General features: G+C 64.0%; 17 protein-coding genes. 12 read left to right on the forward strand and 5 right to left on the reverse strand.

The features are described from left to right. The first annotated feature begins 234 nt into the window (after window positions 1–234). The 4 genes from G5S42_RS24315 (at window position 235) to G5S42_RS24330 (ending at window position 4,131) form a co-directional block, all read left to right on the forward strand. Window positions 235–1,449, forward strand: coding sequence for a DUF2863 family protein (locus tag G5S42_RS24315; RefSeq protein ID WP_176109097.1), 1,215 nt, complete (start codon window positions 235–237; stop codon window positions 1,447–1,449). A gap of 213 nt (window positions 1,450–1,662) precedes the next feature. Further along, window positions 1,663–2,544 carry a response regulator transcription factor gene (locus G5S42_RS24320; protein ID WP_176109098.1) on the forward strand — a complete coding sequence of 294 codons (882 nt, stop codon included), beginning with the start codon at window positions 1,663–1,665 and terminating at the stop codon, window positions 2,542–2,544. Window positions 2,545–2,670: 126 nt separating this feature from the next. Continuing rightward, entirely contained in the window at window positions 2,671–3,345 is a 675-nt protein-coding gene (locus G5S42_RS24325; protein WP_176110621.1) for an energy-coupling factor ABC transporter permease, read from the forward strand. Window positions 3,346–3,519: 174 nt separating this feature from the next. Further along, window positions 3,520–4,131, forward strand: coding sequence for a BspC domain-containing protein (locus G5S42_RS24330; RefSeq protein WP_176109099.1), 612 nt, complete (start codon window positions 3,520–3,522; stop codon window positions 4,129–4,131). Window positions 4,132–4,243: 112 nt separating this feature from the next. Here the strand turns inward: G5S42_RS24330 and G5S42_RS24335 are convergent, their stop codons facing one another. Then, complete coding sequence (locus G5S42_RS24335; protein ID WP_176109100.1) at window positions 4,244–5,410, reverse strand: M14 family metallopeptidase; 1,167 nt, start codon at window positions 5,408–5,410, stop codon at window positions 4,244–4,246. Window positions 5,411–5,456: 46 nt separating this feature from the next. After that, window positions 5,457–6,239: a peroxide stress protein YaaA gene (yaaA, locus tag G5S42_RS24340; protein WP_176109101.1), complete on the reverse strand. Its 783-nt coding sequence runs from the start codon at window positions 6,237–6,239 to the stop codon at window positions 5,457–5,459. 57 nt (window positions 6,240–6,296) lie between these two features. Here yaaA and G5S42_RS24345 point away from each other — a divergent pair, with 57 nt between their 5' ends. Both G5S42_RS24345 and G5S42_RS24350 read left to right on the forward strand, forming a co-directional pair. Then, the gene (locus tag G5S42_RS24345) at window positions 6,297–6,812 is read left to right on the forward strand and encodes a putative toxin-antitoxin system toxin component, PIN family (protein WP_176109102.1); all 516 of its coding nucleotides are present in this window, start codon (window positions 6,297–6,299) and stop codon (window positions 6,810–6,812) included. Window positions 6,813–6,949: 137 nt separating this feature from the next. Beyond that, complete coding sequence (locus G5S42_RS24350) at window positions 6,950–8,122, forward strand: pyridoxal phosphate-dependent aminotransferase (protein ID WP_176109103.1); 1,173 nt, start codon at window positions 6,950–6,952, stop codon at window positions 8,120–8,122. A 109-nt stretch (window positions 8,123–8,231) separates the two neighbouring features. On the opposite strand, the gene G5S42_RS24355 is transcribed toward G5S42_RS24350, so the two are convergent. Beyond that, window positions 8,232–8,879: a glutathione S-transferase family protein gene (locus tag G5S42_RS24355; RefSeq protein ID WP_176109104.1), complete on the reverse strand. Its 648-nt coding sequence runs from the start codon at window positions 8,877–8,879 to the stop codon at window positions 8,232–8,234. A gap of 127 nt (window positions 8,880–9,006) precedes the next feature. Between G5S42_RS24355 and G5S42_RS24360 the strand changes: the two genes are divergently transcribed. The 6 genes from G5S42_RS24360 to G5S42_RS24385 all read left to right on the forward strand — a co-directional run bounded on the left by G5S42_RS24360 (window position 9,007) and on the right by G5S42_RS24385 (window position 15,358). Continuing rightward, on the forward strand, window positions 9,007–10,563 hold the full coding sequence (locus tag G5S42_RS24360; RefSeq protein WP_176109105.1) for a 3-hydroxyacyl-CoA dehydrogenase: 1,557 nt from the start codon (window positions 9,007–9,009) through the stop codon (window positions 10,561–10,563). After that, window positions 10,560–11,348 (forward strand): oxepin-CoA hydrolase, alternative type, encoded by a 789-nt coding sequence (locus G5S42_RS24365; protein WP_176109106.1) that lies wholly within the window; start codon window positions 10,560–10,562, stop codon window positions 11,346–11,348. The genes G5S42_RS24360 and G5S42_RS24365 overlap by 4 nt, the downstream gene beginning before the upstream one ends. A 21-nt stretch (window positions 11,349–11,369) precedes the next feature. Beyond that, window positions 11,370–12,086 (forward strand): histidine phosphatase family protein, encoded by a 717-nt coding sequence (locus tag G5S42_RS24370; protein WP_176109107.1) that lies wholly within the window; start codon window positions 11,370–11,372, stop codon window positions 12,084–12,086. A 20-nt stretch (window positions 12,087–12,106) separates the two neighbouring features. Beyond that, entirely contained in the window at window positions 12,107–13,213 is a 1,107-nt protein-coding gene (locus G5S42_RS24375) for a phosphotransferase (protein ID WP_176109108.1), read from the forward strand. Between the two features lie 57 nt (window positions 13,214–13,270). Beyond that, window positions 13,271–14,530, forward strand: a complete 1,260-nt coding sequence (locus tag G5S42_RS24380; protein ID WP_176109109.1) for an acyl-CoA dehydrogenase family protein — start codon at window positions 13,271–13,273, stop codon at window positions 14,528–14,530. A gap of 126 nt (window positions 14,531–14,656) precedes the next feature. Next, window positions 14,657–15,358, forward strand: a complete 702-nt coding sequence (locus G5S42_RS24385) for a glutathione binding-like protein (protein ID WP_176109110.1) — start codon at window positions 14,657–14,659, stop codon at window positions 15,356–15,358. Between the two features lie 99 nt (window positions 15,359–15,457). On the opposite strand, the gene G5S42_RS24390 is transcribed toward G5S42_RS24385, so the two are convergent. Together G5S42_RS24390 and G5S42_RS24395 are read right to left on the reverse strand one after the other, a co-directional pair. Further along, complete coding sequence (locus tag G5S42_RS24390; RefSeq protein WP_176109111.1) at window positions 15,458–15,934, reverse strand: MaoC family dehydratase; 477 nt, start codon at window positions 15,932–15,934, stop codon at window positions 15,458–15,460. Next, window positions 15,931–16,389 (reverse strand): MaoC family dehydratase, encoded by a 459-nt coding sequence (locus G5S42_RS24395; RefSeq protein WP_176109112.1) that lies wholly within the window; start codon window positions 16,387–16,389, stop codon window positions 15,931–15,933. Before G5S42_RS24395 ends, G5S42_RS24390 begins: the two co-directional genes overlap by 4 nt. Between the last annotated feature and the right edge of the window lie 30 nt (window positions 16,390–16,419).

Here is a 16,419-nt window from a genome sequence, read left to right on the forward strand (position 1 = left end):
GACACACGCCCGTCAGGCGCCCGCTAAACGCCGTAAGTATAGAAGCGAGTCGGGCGTCCGGCGTGTCGTATCCCATCCGGCCAGGGCGTTACGAGTCGCGTGCGACGTGCCAGCGGCGAACGCATTTTTTTAGATGAAAGAGTTCGAATCTGCCCGAAGATTGCCGACCAAGCCATATAGCTGCCTGGAAAAGACTAGAATATAAGGTTCCGTGCCCCCAATTTTTCTGGATTTATGCGCTCGCGAATCGCCAAACGTCTCCCTCCCGACGCCGACAAGCTCGTCGGTCTCTCGCTCGCGCTTTTCGCGTCGGGCAGCCGTACCGAAGATCGCTTCTGGGAAGCGAAGCTCGACGCGCTGCTGGCCAAAGTCGTGCGCAACGCCAACCAGACTACGCTGGACGCCGCGCTCGACCATCTGCAGCAAAACCATCCGGATGCCTACGGCGCGCTGGCCGACATGGCGGAAACGCATAGCGAATCGTTCGTCATCGAACACGAAGGCGTGTCTTACGAAGCGCTGCTGATCGCAGCTCCCGTGCTCGCCTGGACCCGCTACGTGATCCCGTCCGGCCCGCTCAAGTCCGACGCCGCCGACGCCCTGCGCGCACACCTGCAAGCGCACGTGCTCGCCGCGAACACGCGAGTGGCAATGGCTCCGTTCCTGTACAGCATCGACCAGTTGCCGCGCCATCACGTCGAAACCTGGCGCATCGCCCAGCAACTTGCGCAAGCCGCGGTCAGCGGCGGCAACGCGAAGCTCAATTTCGGCGAACTGCCGGAGACCTCGCCGATTCTGGCGGACCCGCGCTTTCTGCTTGCCGTAGTCGCCGCGCCCGTCGGCGAAGCGACGTTTCGGTGGCAGGAAGAAGAGCACGGCACGCGGATCGAGCGCGGCCAATGTCTCGAGCAATGGGCCACGCAAGGCGGCGCGAACCTATCGGTCGTGCTGCCGGGCTGTGAATTCGAATGTCTGCTGCCGGATGCTTACTACTCGGCCTGCCGCGACGCCGACGAAAGCGTGCGTCCGCACACTGTGCGGACCGCCGTGCGTTATCTTTTCGACACCATTGGCGCGGCGCCGCAGGATCTGCGCGCGGTGGTCGCCGGCTTCGGTGAACGGCGCATCGATGAGTACCGCGTCGGCTTCACGCGCAAGGGCAGCAACGATGTGATCTACGGTGTCGTGTGGCCGCTCTACGGCCGCGAAAACGGCGAGGCGGGCATCGACGAGGAGCCGGAAGAAGTCACCGGCTCGGACGAGCCGCTGGAGGAAATCGTCGCGCTGCTGAAGGAAACCGGCATCACGGATGTGCGCCGCCACGCGGGCCGCTTCGAGCCGGAATATTGCGACGACTGCGGCGTGCCGCTGTATGCGGACCCGCTCGGCGAAATCGTCCACGCGGAAATGCCCGAGGACGCCGAGCCCGCGCAACCACATTTCCACTAATCCCGCGTCCCCATCCCCACCTTATCGCGAAAAAGCCCCGTCTATACGGGGCTTTTTTCGTTGAATGTCCGCTTTTCTTATGCCTTTTGGACAGCCGTCAAAACGGAGGGAATTTGTCATCATAGGCACGGTGACGCATCGCCGTGCTCGGGTCAGCTTTACGAATCCCACAGATGCGTCGCGCCATTTCGCCCGATACATCTGGAGACATGCATGCGCTTCGCGATTCTCAATTCAAATGCAGAACGACGTGATGGACTCAAAGCCTTGCTGCGGCAGATCGACCGGCTGGCGCGCTTCACCGAGGCCGACGAATGGCGTCTGCTCGAACGTCCTTTCAAGCGTTATCGGCCGGATCTCGTCGTGATCGACTGGGAGGACTGGATGTCGGTTGCACAAGTTCGCGCGCTGCTCAGCCACTTCCCCGACCTGCGCATCAGCGTGCTCACCGACGGGACCTTGCCCGCGCTCGTGCGTGCGCTGATGGACGAGGGTGTGCTCGGCGTCGTTCCACGCGACACCGATCCCTGCCTGATCGTGCGCGCATTGGAAATGGTGCTGCTCGGCGGTCACTACGTGCCGCCCGGCGCGCTGGCGATCGATCCGCCGCTGCCGACCGACACCACGATCCGCACGTTCGATGAAGAAAGTCCGCCGCCCCGCCGCAACAAACTCTCGAGCGGGCTGTCGCCGCGGCAAGAGCAGATCATGCGCTGCGTGCACATGGGCAGCACCAACAAGATGATCGCCCGCACGCTCGGCATTAGCGAAGGCACGGTCAAGATCCACCTGACGAGCATATTCCAGCAACTCGGCGCACCCAATCGCGCCGCCGCGGTCGCGCTTTACAACGGCTGGCTCACGAATCATTTGCAAGTGCTGCGCAACAACGGCGAGCACGGCGCGCAGCCGGTCATACGCGGGCAGCCTGGCCCGGTTCCGCTCCGGCGACGCCAACGCGCGCGCTTCCAGTACCCGTTGCCCGGCAGCGACACCAGCAGCGCGCTGCCGATGGCCGCGGAGCCCGCCACTTCGTACGGTGAAACCCCACACGGCAAGCCCGCGCGGAAGTCGGTCAGGCCGGACTCCGCATGACGCGGGTCGCGCCGCGCGTACGGTTAGAACATCCGCATGTCCGCAGCGGCATGCGCGCAGCGTCGAGGGCGGGCTGGCATGGAATCCGCTCACACCTTTTGTCGTCCAACGAGTAATATGAGACTCATGGGTTTCCTCTACACACCGCTTCCGTTCTGGGTCGCTGTCGGTGGCTGGATTGCCACCGCGATGGCGATCGCGCTCGCGCTGTGGAAAAATCCTTTCAAAAGACTTCAGGACGGCACGCTCCAGCATGTCTGGCTCGCAATAATCGTCGCGGTGTCGGTGCTGTGGGCGAGCAACGCCTGGCTCGACGACGGCACCGTGATGCACCTTCTCGGCGCCACGCTCGTCGTCACTCTATTCGACTGGGGACTCGCCCTGATCGCGATGGCGCTGGTCACGGGCCTCGCCGCCATCGTCTTCGATGCGCCGTGGCAAGGCATCGCGCTGACGTTCCTCGTGTACGGCGCCCTGCCCGTCGCCGTGTCGACCTTGCTCCAGCGCATCTGCACCGCGTGGCTGCCGCGCAACCTTTTCATGTTCATCTTCGGCCAGGGTTTCGTTTCGCCCGCCATCGCCGTGTCCTTCACCGCCGCGGCTGCGCTCGGCCTCCATGTCGCGGTGTCCGGCGGTTCGATGACCGTGGTGCCGGTCGGCTACGCGCTCAGCGTGCTGCTGCTCGCCACCGGCGAAGCATGGTTCACCGGCATGGCGACCGCGCTGATCGCGGTCTATCGTCCGGCGTGGGTTACCACCTACGACGTGCGGCGCTATCGCCTGGGCGGCCCGCGCACCTGAGAATGCGCGCTTTGGCGTCGCGTGCGGCGGATCTGTGACAATCAGCGCCTCGTCGCTGGAGACTTTCCGGGCACGCCAATCAGGACAAGACAGAATATTTGCAGCAAGATTGAACTCAACCCTTGCGCGGGGCATCTTATTTGCCTCATCTCCCATTTGCGTCTAAAGAACTAGATGGATCGCACCAATGTACCGAGCCGGTTGCTGCGGGCGATCGGCCGGTTGGCAGCCTGCGCAGCGAGTCTCTCGCTCATCTGCGCGGCTCCCGCATTCGCTGATCAGCTCGAACAGCACAACGACCTCGTCAAAAGATTTATCACCGAAATGCACGCGGATCCGCTCGTCGCGGACTGCGCCGCGCATGGCGACTTCGTCGCGAGCACGTCGACCGCGTTCGACCACGTCGAATTTCCGTCCAGTTCGTTCGACAGCGCGCACTCGTCCGTCACGCCGTGGAATGACTCGTTCGACGAAGGCAAGCAGCGCGTCAAGGTGGACAGTATCGTCACCGTCGAAGGCGTCGGTGTGCGCCAGAACAACTCGGGCGAGCCCGCCGATCTGAAATTCCGCTGCGGCTACGTGGGATCGCAAATGCTCGCGTTCAGCTGGAACGACCCGGTACCGCCGAACCGCGCGCGCAGCGAGGGATCGGGCAAGCACAAAAGCGGCAAAGGCAAGCACGCGGTCGGCGGCAAGACGCCGAAGAAGTCGTCGAAGTCAGGCTCGGGCCAATCGTCGCGCACGACGTCGAGCAAATCGGCAAACAAGAGCTCGAAGAAGAGCTAACCGCATCTGGCGCTGATCGAGCCGCGCCAGCGTCCGATCAGTCGCCCCAATAAAAAAGAGGCACGCACTTTTTCCGTGCGTGCCTCTTTTTTGTGTCCAGCCGTCCGCCTATTCAGGCGAACGTCTCCACGTGACGCAGAATCGCCTGCAACATTGCGGCGCCAAGCGACGCGCTGCGCTCACCGTTCCAGCCCACGCGTTCGTCGGGCAGATTCACGTTGTCCTTGAACGGCATTTCCAACGTCAACGACAGACAGCCGAATTCATTGCCAATGTACTTCGACGCAAGCTTCAACGCATCCTCGCGATACTTGCTCGCCGCATAGCCATACTTGTCCTGAAAATCCGGACTCGCGTGCTTGAACGCGTCGATGAACGCCTTCTGCTCGCGCCCCTGCCGCTCGGTGAAGCCCGGCAGCATTTCGGAGCCCGCGACGAACACATACGGCAAAGCCTCGTCGCCGTGAATATCGAAGAACAGGTCGCAGCCTGTCGCGTGGATCGCGTCGCGCACCACCAGCACCTCGGGACTGCGCGCGGCGTCCGGCTCCATCCATTCGCGATTCAGGTTCGCGCCGGCCGCGTTGGTGCGCAGATTGCCGCGCACGCTGCCGTCCGGATTCATGTTCGGCACGATGTGAAACACCGCGTGATCGTACAGCTTGCGCGCGACCGGGTCGCCCGCCCAGTCTCCCCAGCCCACGAGGCGCTTCACCAACCCTTCGATAAACCACTCGGCCATCGTCTCGCCCGGATGCTGGCGAGCGATCAGCCAGATGTTCTTTTTGGGCGCGGCGTTGGCGGCATCGTCCGCGGGCGGCGTGCCGAGCGTGAGCAGCGAAATCGGCCGCCCTTCGACCGTCTTGCCGAGCTCGGTCAGCGACGCGTGCGGCATCTGCTGCACGGCGCCGAGAAACTCGGCATGTCGCTCCTCGCTGTACGGTTCGAAGTACGCGTAATAGATGCTGTCGAAATCGGGCGTATGGTCGATCGTCAGCACGCGGCCGTCGTACGAGGTCGGCACGCGAAACCAGTTCACGCGGTCATAGCTCGCGACTGCCCGATAGTCGCGCCAGCCCTCCGCGAACGCGCACGCGGCGGCGTTCTCGAAGCTCATCACGCAGCGCTCGCCCGCCGCGCCCGACAGGCGGAAATAGAACCACTGCGCGAACTCGGCGTGGCTGTCGGGCCGCACGCGCAGGCGAATATTGCCGGCGTCCTCGCAGGACAGCACATCGATTGCGCCTGCGTCGAAATTGCTCGTAATCGATAAGGTCATCAGAGTCTTCCTGATTGCACGCTGCTTTTTTAGCGCAGCGGCCTGCTCATTCCGCAACGCGGCGGCGAAATACGAAAGTGGAGTCGTTCGAAGCTTCGGCGCTGAACGCGTAGCCTTCGGCGTCGAAGTCCTTCAGTTGCTCGGGACGATCGAGGCGGTTTTCCACCGCGAAGCGCGCCATCAAGCCCCGCGCGCGTTTTGCATGGAAGCTGATGATCTTGTAGCGGCCGCCCTTCCAGTCTTCGAACACCGGCGTGACCACCGGCGCGTCGAGCAGCTTCGGCTTGACCGATTTGAAGTATTCGCCCGACGCGCAATTGACCAGCACGCGCGAGGTGTCCGCATTCTTCTCCAACTGCGCGTTCAACGCGTGCGTGATCCGCTCGCCCCAGAACGCGTATAGATCCTTGCCGCGCGGATTGACGAAGCGCGTGCCCATTTCGAGCCGGTACGGCTGCAGCAGATCCAGCGGACGCAGCAGGCCATAGAGGCCAGACAGAACGCGCACATGATTTTGCGCATAGTCGAGATCGGCCGACGACAACGACTTCGCATCGAAACCTTCGTACACGTCGCCGTTGAAAGCGAGCACCGCCTGCTTGGCGTTGTGCGTGCCGAATTGCGGCGACCAGTCCGCGTAACGCTGAAAATTGAGGTGCGCGAGCTGATCGGAAATACTCATCAGCGAAGCGATCTGTTGCGGCGACAAACGGCGCAGGCCGCTGATCAGTTCAGCGGCGTCATCGACGAAATCGGGGATCGTGTGCTTTTTGACGTGCGGCGGGGTGTCGTAGTCGAGCGATTTCGCCGGCGACAGAACGATTATCATAGAGGCTTGCAGGCACGCCGTGCCTGGCGGTCAAAGACGAAAGCCCGATTGTAACGAATGCCCCGTTCCCTCGCCTCAAGCGGCGCGTTGCGCGTCGTACTCGATTCCAATGTGTGGATCGATATTCTCGTATTCGACGACCCGCACACGCGGCCGATCGCCGCCGCGCTCGAAAGCGGCGCGCTTACCGCGCTAATCGACGCGCGTTGCCTCGCCGAGCTCGCCTACGTGCTCGACTATCCACAGTTCGCGCATCGCAACGTCGACAAAGCGGCTGCGCTCGCGGTGGTCGCGCGGCTGGCCCAACTGTTCGAGCCGCCTGCGCCATCCGAGCCGACCGAGTCCACCGATCACGCCCGGCCACTGCCCCAATGCAAGGATCGCGACGACCAGAAGTTTCTCGAGCTCGCGCATGCGGCACGGGCCGACTGGCTCGTGTCGAAAGACCGTGCGGTGTTGAAGCTCGCGAAACGCATCGCGCGCGATTTCGGCTTCAGGATCGCCCCGCCGGCACCGTTCGCCGCGGAAGTCGGCATCGTGCAGAATGCTGGGGGCGAGGCCGTCAGCGCGTGAAGCCGGCCGCCCGTAGGTAACGCCCGCGGCGCGCACAGCGTGTCGCGATTCCCTACAATCAGGCTTCGCCCATCGCAACACAGTTCGAGAATCCGGACAAACCAGGCCCACCTTATCGCCCCGCTACCCACGAAGCCATGAACGCACCGCACGACACGCCCACGAGCCCCACGTTTCCGTCTCGCCTGCCGAACGTCGGCACGACGATTTTCACCGTGATGAGCGCGCTCGCCGCGGAAAAAGGCGCGGTCAACCTGGGTCAGGGCTTTCCCGACTTCGCCTGCGATCCGCGCATCGTCGACGCGGTCGCGAACGCGATGCGCGAGGGCCACAACCAATATCCGCCGATGGCCGGCGTGCTGCCGCTGCGTCAGGCGATTTCGGACAAGATCGCGAATCTGTACGGCCGCCGCTACGACGCGAACAGCGAAATCACCGTGACCGCGGGCGCCACGCAGGCGTTGCTGACCGCGATTCTTTGCACGGTCCATGCGGGCGACGAAGTGATCGTGATCGAACCGACCTACGACAGCTATCTGCCGTCGATCGAACTGGCGGGCGGCAAGCCGGTCTTCGTCACGCTCGACGCACCCGACTACGCAATCCCGTTCGACAAGCTCGCCGCCGCGATCACGCCGAAGACGCGGCTGATCATGATCAACACGCCGCACAATCCGACCGGCACGGTATGGCGCGAACAGGATATGCGCAAGCTCGAGGAGATCGTGCGCGGCACCAACGTGCTGATCCTGTCCGACGAGGTGTACGAGCACATGGTCTACGACGGCGCGCCGCATGAAAGCGTCGCGCGTTACCCGGAACTCGCGCAGCGCAGCTTCGTCGTGTCGAGCTTCGGCAAGACCTACCACGTGACCGGCTGGAAAGTCGGCTATGTGGCCGCGCCCGCCGCGCTGAGCGCCGAGTTCCGCAAGGTGCACCAGTTCAACGTGTTCACCGTCAACACGCCGATGCAGATCGGCCTCGCGGATTACATGTTGGACCCGGCGCCGTATGTGGAGCTACCGGCGTTCTATCAGCGCAAGCGCGATTTCTTCCGCGCGGGCCTCGCGAATTCGCGCTTCCGCTTGCTGCCGTGCACGGGCACGTACTTTCAGTGCGTCGACTATTCTGCGATCAGCGACCTGCCTGAAGCCGAATTCGCGCAATGGCTGACCGGCGAGATCGGCGTCGCGGCGATTCCGGTCTCGGCGTTCTATCACGAGGCTCACGAGTCGGGCGTCGTGCGCTTCTGCTTCGCCAAGCAGGAGGGCACGCTCGCTACCGCGCTCGAACGGCTCACGCGGCTCTAGGATGCCTTGCGCGATGCCACGAACGAACCTGCGTTCCTCGCCATCGCGCTTTGCGGCACGGATGTGCCCTTCACACCCATGCGCGCTTCACCGCACTGCCGTCATCGCCTCAGGACGCCCGCGACGCCGCGACACAGGCCTTGCGATCCTCGGTCACGCGCTGCGCAGCCGGCCGCGCGTTGATCGTCTTCACGTAGCTCTTCCAGTCGATCCCCGCTTCGAGCAGAAAATCGCGGCCGTAAATGGTCTGTGTCGCCATACCGACGAGCGGCAGGCTCACGTAACCGGCGGTATCCGCGACGCTGAATTGCTCGCCGCACAGATACGGTGCGAACTTTGCGATCCGCTTGAAGCCGGCGATGTGATGCGTGAGCAGCTTCTCGACGCGCCCTTTCGTCGCGTCGCTGACCGTGCCGCCGAAAAACGCTTCCTTGTACAGATTGCGCACCGTCAACTCGAGATGCACATCGACGAAGAAGATCATTTCGCGCTCCTTGGCGGCCTGCCACGGATCGGCGGAGAAGATCCGCTTGTCGGGAAAACGTGCAGCCAGGTATTCGACGATGCACTGCGACTCGCACAGATCGCCGTGCTCGGTCTGCAGATATGGCACCTTGCCGAGCGGCGAATGCTCGAGCAGCGCTTCGTCCTGGCTCGGCTTCACGAGGTGCTCCTCGAACTCGATGCGATGCTCGAGCAGCACGAACTTGACCTTGTTGTAGTAGTTGGAAAGTGCAAAACCGCACAGCTTGATCATCGGGTGTCTCCTTGGGTCATGGTGTGTGAGACCGCGCGTCGAGGTCGAAGCAGCGGCTTTACATCGAATCATCCAAGAAACTGCACGATCGTGCTATTCTAAAATAACCATGGAGTCGGGCATCTCAATGAACTCTCGCAATTTCAGCATCGAGACCATCGGCATCGTCGGCACTGGCGCGATGGGCCGCGGGATCGCGCAGATCGCGGCGCTCGCTGGCCTGCGTGTGCGGCTCTACGACACCAACGCGGCCGCCGTCGGCGCCGCGCGCGACTATCTCGCGGAGACTTTCGCCAAATTGACGGCCAAAGGCAAGCTCGAGCAGTCGCGCTCGCTCGCCGCGCTCGCCAACGTCAGCGGCGTGCAGGCGGTGAGCGAACTGGTCGGCTGCGATCTGATCGTCGAGGCGATCGTCGAAAAGCTCGAGGTGAAGCAGGCACTGTTTCGCGAGCTCGAAACCGTGGTCAGCGGCCGCTGCATCCTCGCGTCGAATACGTCGTCGCTGTCGATCACCGCGATTGCCGCGGGCTGCACCGATCCGTCACGCGTGGTCGGCTATCACTTCTTCAATCCGGTGCCGCTCATGAAGGTCGTCGAAGTGATCGACGGCCTGCGCAGCGACCCCGAGGCCGGCGACGCGCTGATGGATCTCGCCCGCCGTATGGGCCACACGCCGGTGCGCGCGAAGGACATGCCCGGCTTCATCGTCAATCACGCGGGCCGCGGCATGAATACCGAGGGCTTGCGCGTGGCGAGCGAAGGTATCGCGAGCTTTGCGGACATCGATCGCATCATGCGCGAGCAGGCCGGCTTTCGCCTCGGCCCATTCGAACTGCTGGACTTGACCGCGCTCGACGTGTCGCATCCGGTGATGGAGTCGATCTATCACCAGTTCTACGAAGAACCGCGTTACACGCCGTCGCCGATTACGGGCACGCGGCTGTCGGGCGGACTGCTCGGCCGCAAGAGCGGCGAAGGTTTTTATCGCTACGTGGACGGCAAACAACAGGTTCCCGCCGAAGCACCCGCGCCGGCCACGCTGCCGCAAAGCGTGTGGGTCAGCCGGCGCTATCGCGACGCGTATGAGGCCGTCGTGCAACTGGTCAGCAAAGCGGGCGTGAAGCTCGACGAGGGCGAGACGCCCGCCGCCGGTTCGCTGATCGTCGTCACGCCATTCGGCCACGACGCGACCACCGCCGCGGTCGACGAAGCGCTCGACGCGAGCCGCGTCGTCGCCGTCGACGCACTCTTCCCGCTCGTCGGCGCGCAACGCCGCACGCTGATGACCACGCCGGCCACGACACGCGCCGCGCGCGACAGCGCGCATGCGCTGTTCGCCGCCGACGGCATCCCCGTCACCGTGATCCGCGATTCGACCGGCTTCGTCGCGCAGCGGGTGGTCGCGACAATCGTCAATATCGGCTGCGATATTGCGCAAAAGCAGATCGCGACGCCGCAGGACATCGACCTTGCCGTGATGCTCGGTCTCGGCTATCCGCGCGGACCGCTCGCGCTCGGTGATGCGCTCGGCGCCGCCACCATTCTCACGATCCTGCGCAACATGCACAGCGTGCTCGGCGAACCGCGCTATCGGCCGTCGCCGTGGCTCGCAAGACGCGCGCAACTCGGCCTCTCGCTCACCCAGCAAGACGCCGCCGACATTCAAACGGAGACCCAATCATGAGCGCCGCCCTGCTCGCTTCGCGCCCCGCCCGCAGCGAATCCACGCTGGTCCTCACGCTCTCGAATCCCGGTGCGCGCAATGCGCTGCATCCGGATATGTACGCGGCCGGCATCGAGGCATTCGATACCGTCGAGCGCGATCCGTCGATTCGCGCCGTCGTGATCACCGGCGCCGACGACTTCTTCTGCGCGGGCGGCAACCTGAACCGGCTGCTCGAAAATCGCGCGAAAGATCCGTCCGTGCAGGCCGATAGCATCGACATGCTCGCGCAATGGATCTCGGCGCTGCGCCTGTCGTCGAAGCCGGTCATTGCCGCGGTGGAAGGCGCGGCGGCCGGCGCGGGATTTTCGCTCGCGCTCGCCTGCGATCTGATCGTCGCGGCGGACAACGCCAAGTTCGCGATGTCGTACGCGCGCGTCGGCTTGACGCCCGACGGCGGCGGCTCGTGGTTCCTCGCGCAGTCGCTGCCGCGCCAACTGGCCAACGAGGTACTGATCGAAGCCAAACCGATCGGCGCCGCGCGTCTGCACGAACTCGGCGTCGTCAACCGGCTCACCAAAGCCGGCGCCGCGCTCGATAACGCGCTCGCGTGGGCCGACGAGCTCGGCGCGATTTCGCCCAATTCGGTCTCCCGCATCAAAGGGCTGATCGCCGCGGCCGGCACGCAGCCGCTCGCGGATCACCTGGTCGCCGAGCGCGATAACTTCGTCGCGTCGCTGCATCATCGCGACGGTCTCGAAGGCATCAGCGCGTTCCTCGAAAAGCGCGCGCCGATTTACAGATAAGCGACGAGAGAGCCGCCCGACATGCCCGACTATCAACTGCCGAAACGGCGCCGCATCTTCCTGATGCGTCACGGCGACGTCACCTACTTCGACGACTCCGGCCGCGCGATCGATCCCGAAACCGTGCCGCTGAATGCGAACGGCCGCGAGCAGGCGAGCGCGGCGGGCCGCGTGTTCGCCGAGCAGCAGGTGCGCTTCGACCGCGTGATCGTCAGCGGCTTGCCGCGCACGATCGAAACCGCGCGGCGCGTGCTCGTCGAAACGGGTCAGCAGGTCGAACCCGAGATCGAGCCCGCATTGCAGGAGATTCGCGGCGGGCGGCTCGGCAGCATTCCGCCGAGCGATATCGAGGCGGCGTTTCTCGGCGTGTTCGACGGCATCGTGCCGGAGAGCATGCGCTTTCTCGATGGCGAAACGATCGGCGAGCTGTTCGATCGCGTGCTGCCGGCCGTCGCGGCGCTGCGCGAGGACACGTCGTGGGATACCGTGCTGCTGGTGCTGCACGGCGGCGTCAATCGCGCGATCCTGTCGCACGCGCTGACGGCGGGCGGCCGCACCTTCTTCGGTCATCTGTCGCAGGCGACCGGCTGCATCAATGCGCTCGACGTCGGCGCCGCGCCGCGCGACTGGGTGCTGCGCATGCTCAACTATTCACCGCCGTCGCCGTTGCATCGCGACGTTCGCAACACCACGATGGAAATGCTCTACGCACAATTCATCCGATTCCAGCGTAGCTGACACCGAACTGGAGGAGACACATGGCGCAAGCCACGCAGACCGGCGAACCCGCAGGCAGACAGGACTACTCGGCTTTCGAGGGCACCCGCCCGGTCAACGACCGGCAACGTTTCGACCACGACGCGCTCGCCGCGTGGCTGGCAGGACATGTCGACGGCTTCGCGGCACCGCTCACGCTCGAGCAATTCGCGGGCGGACAATCCAATCCCACGTTCAAGCTGATCACGCCAAAGCGCTCGTACGTGATGCGCGCGAAGCCCGGCCCCGCCGCGAAGCTGCTGCCGTCCGCGCATGCGATCGAACGCGAATATCGCGTGATGCACGCGCTCGCCGGCACCGACGTGCCGGTCGCGCGGATGCTCGCACTGTGCGAGGACGAAAGCGTGATCGGCCGCGCGTTCTACGTGATGGAGTTCGTCGAAGGCCGCGTGCTGTGGGACCAATCGCTGCCCGGCATGACGGCGACCGAGCGCGCCGCAATTTATGACGAAATGAATCGCGTGATCGCGGCGTTGCACAGCGTCGACGTCGCCGCCGCCGGCCTCGCCGACTACGGCAAGCCAGGCAATTACTTCGCGCGCCAGATCGGCCGCTGGAGCAAGCAATATCTGGCATCCGAGACCGAACCGATCGACGCGATGCATCGGCTGATCGACTGGCTGCCGCAGCATATGCCGGCCGAAACGAACGAGCGCGTGTCGGTCGTGCACGGCGACTACCGGCTCGACAACCTGATCTTCGATCGCAACGAGCCGCGCGTGCTCGCGGTGCTCGACTGGGAACTGTCGACGCTCGGCGATCCGCTCGCCGACTTCGCGTATCACTGCATGGCGTGGCATGTCGACCCGGCACAGTTCCGCGGCATAGCGGGACTCGATTGGGCCGCGCTCGGCATTCCCGATGAAGCGCGGTACGTCGAGCGTTATTGCCAACGCACTGGCCTCGAGATTCGTGGCGACTGGAATTTCTATCTGGCCTACAACATGTTCCGCATCGCCGCGATCCTGCAAGGGATCATGAAGCGCGCCGTCGACGGTACCGCGTCGAGCGCGCAGGCGCTCGACGCCGGCCGGCGCGCGAAGCCGATGGCCGAACTGGCCTGGCATTACGCGCAGAAGGTTCTCTAGGCACGAGGGCTCGCCCTGCTTCCGATTATTCGCAGTCCGTTACCCGCGAGGTCCCAGATGAATTTCGATTACACCCCGAAGGTCCAGGCGTTGCGCGAAAAACTGCTCCCCTTTTTCGACGAGCACATTTACCCGAACGAGCAGGCGTTCTATGCGGAGATCGCGCGCAATCGCCAGAACGGCAACGCGTGGGTACCCACCGAACTGATCGAACAGCTGAAGCAGAAGGCGCGCGATGCCGGCCTGTGGAATCTGTTCCTACCGCAATCGGAGCGCGGCGCCGGCCTGACGAATCTCGAATACGCGCCGCTGTGCGAGATCATGGGCCGCGTGCCCTGGGCGCCCGAAGTGTTCAACTGCAACGCGCCGGACACCGGCAACATGGAGACGATCGAGCGCTACGGCAGCGAAGACAACAAGCGCGAGTGGCTCGAACCGCTGCTGCAAGGGCAGATCCGTTCGGCGTTTCTGATGACGGAGCCGGAGGTCGCGTCGTCGGATGCGACGAATATCCAGACCAGCATCGTGCGCGATGGCGACCACTACGTGATCAACGGCCACAAGTGGTGGTCGTCGGGTGCGGGCGACCCGCGCTGCGCGATCTATATCGTGATGGGCAAGACCGATCCCGACGCGCCGCGCCATCAGCAGCAGTCGATGATCCTCGTGCCCGCCGACGCCACCGGCATCACCGTGCATCGTCCGCTCACGGTGTTCGGTTACGACGATGCGCCGCACGGCCACATGGAGATCACGCTCGACAACGTGCGCGTGCCCGCCACCAACCTGCTGCTCGGCGAAGGCCGCGGCTTCGAAATCGCGCAAGGCCGTCTCGGCCCGGGGCGCATCCATCACTGCATGCGCCTGATCGGTCTCGCCGAACGCGCGCTCGAACTGATGGCTAAGCGCTCGCTGCAACGTGTCGCGTTCGGCAAGCCGGTTGCGTCGCAAGGCGTCACGCAGGAGCGTCTCGCCGAAGCGCGCTGCATGATCGAGCAGGCGCGTCTGCTCACGTTGAAGACCGCGTATATGATGGACACCGTCGGCAACAAGGGCGCGCGCGGCGAGATCGCGATGATCAAGGTGGTCGCGCCGAACATGGCGTGTCAGGTGATCGACTGGGCGATTCAGGCGCACGGCGGCGGCGGTGTCAGCGACGATTTCCCGCTCGCGTATGCGTATGCGTCGGCGCGCACGCTGCGTTTCGCCGACGGCCCCGATGAAGTGCACCGCAACGCGATCGCCAAGCTCGAACTCGCGCGTCATATGGATGCGGGTGCGGCGGCTCGCGTGGAAATGCCGGTCACGCGGGTTTGAGTGCTTCGGCCCAAAGCGAGTGCGGCCGTTGAGGTCACTGCAAGCAGCATCGCGCGATCTATGCTCTAATTTTCGACAACGGCGGCGCCCTCTTTGCGGCGCCGCTTTGACGAACAAGGAGCCAGGATGATCGATGTCTATAGCTGGGCGACCCCGAATGGCCACAAGGTTCATATCATGCTCGAGGAGACGGGCCTACCCTACAACGTGCATGCCGTGAATATCGGTGCCGGTGACCAGTTCAAGCCCGAATTTCTCGCTATCAGTCCCAACAACAAGATTCCCGCGCTGGTCGATTCCGAAGGTCCGGAAGCCGCCGACGGACGGCCGTTCGCGCTATTCGAATCGGGTGCGATCCTGATTTATCTGGCCGAGAAGACCGGCAAGTTTCTACCGACCGACCCGGCCGGGCGCTACGCGGCATTGCAATGGCTGATGTTCCAGATGGGCGGGCTTGGTCCGATGCTCGGCCAAACGCATCACTTCCGCGTGTATGCGCCCGAGCAGATCGAATACGCGGTCAATCGCTACACCAACGAAGCGCGACGCCTGTACGGCGTGATGGACACGCAACTCGGCAAGACGCGTTACCTCGCGGGCAACGACTATACGATCGCGGACATCGCCGCGTTTCCGTGGACCCGTTCGTGGAACAATCAAGGCGTCGATCTCGATTCGTTGCCGAACGTGAAGCGCTGGCATGAAGAGATCGCCGCGCGGCCGGCGGTCGTGCGCGGCGTCGACGTGCTCGCATCCGCGCGCGAGCCGCTGATGGACGACAAGGCGAAAGAGATTCTGTTTGGCGCGACGCAGTACGCGAAACACTAGTTGCGCGCCGTCTTGCTGACGCGGCTGGACACAAACACAAAGCGCGAGCGGCATGCCTGCCGGCTCGCGCTTTTTCAGTTCACCTGCGAAGGGCGAGCGCTAGAAGTAATGCCGGGTGATGAACTCCGCGACGCACACCGGTCGTTCACCGCCTTGACGCTCCAGCGTCACGTTCCACGCGACTTGGACACCGTTGTTGTCTACGTCGGTCACCGATTCGACGGCGAACTTCCCACGCAGCGACGACCCCACGAGTACCGGCGACATGAAACGCACGCGGTTCAAGCCGTAGTTCACGCCCATGCGCTGCTCGATTCTCAGCGTCTTGCCGAGCAAAGCCGGAATCAGCGACAGCGTCAGAAACCCATGCGCGATCGGCCCGCCAAACGGCGATTCGCGTTTGGCCCGCTCGGGATCGATGTGAATCCACTGATGATCGCCGGTCGCCTCGGCGAAACGGTTGACCCTGTCCTGATCGACGCTCAGCCATTCGCTGACGAGCGGCTCCGCGCCGATGAGCGCGCGCAGAGCATCCGCACTGTCGAAAACGGCGATCGTCGCCGCGCTCGCCGTCATGCCGCCGCTCCCGGATTGCGCAGGCCGAACATGCCGTTCGAGCGCACCGTGATCACGGTGTCGCCGTGCTGATTGATGCCCTCCCAGCGCGTCGACACGATGCCGCGATCGGGCTTGCTCTGCGACACGCGCTTATCGACGATGACGTTCATCATCGTGATCGTGTCGCCGACTCGCACCGGCTTCAACCAGCGAATCTCGTCGATGCCGGGCGAACCCATCGACGTCGAATCCGCCAGCACCTTGCGCACGAGCATGCCCATCATCACCGAGCACGTGTGCCAGCCACTCGCTACGAGCCCGCGAAACGGCGATTCGGCTGCGGCGGCTTCGTCTAGATGAAACGGCTGCGGATCGAACTTCCGCGCGAACTCGACGATCTCCTCGCGCGTGAACGTGTGCTTGCCGATTTCGTGGCTCGTGCCCACTTCCATGTCTTCGAAACTGATTTTCATCAGTGCACCTCCTTGGTTCGGTGGAACGGC

This window comes from Paraburkholderia youngii, assembly GCF_013366925.1.
Lineage (GTDB): Bacteria > Pseudomonadota > Gammaproteobacteria > Burkholderiales > Burkholderiaceae > Paraburkholderia > Paraburkholderia youngii.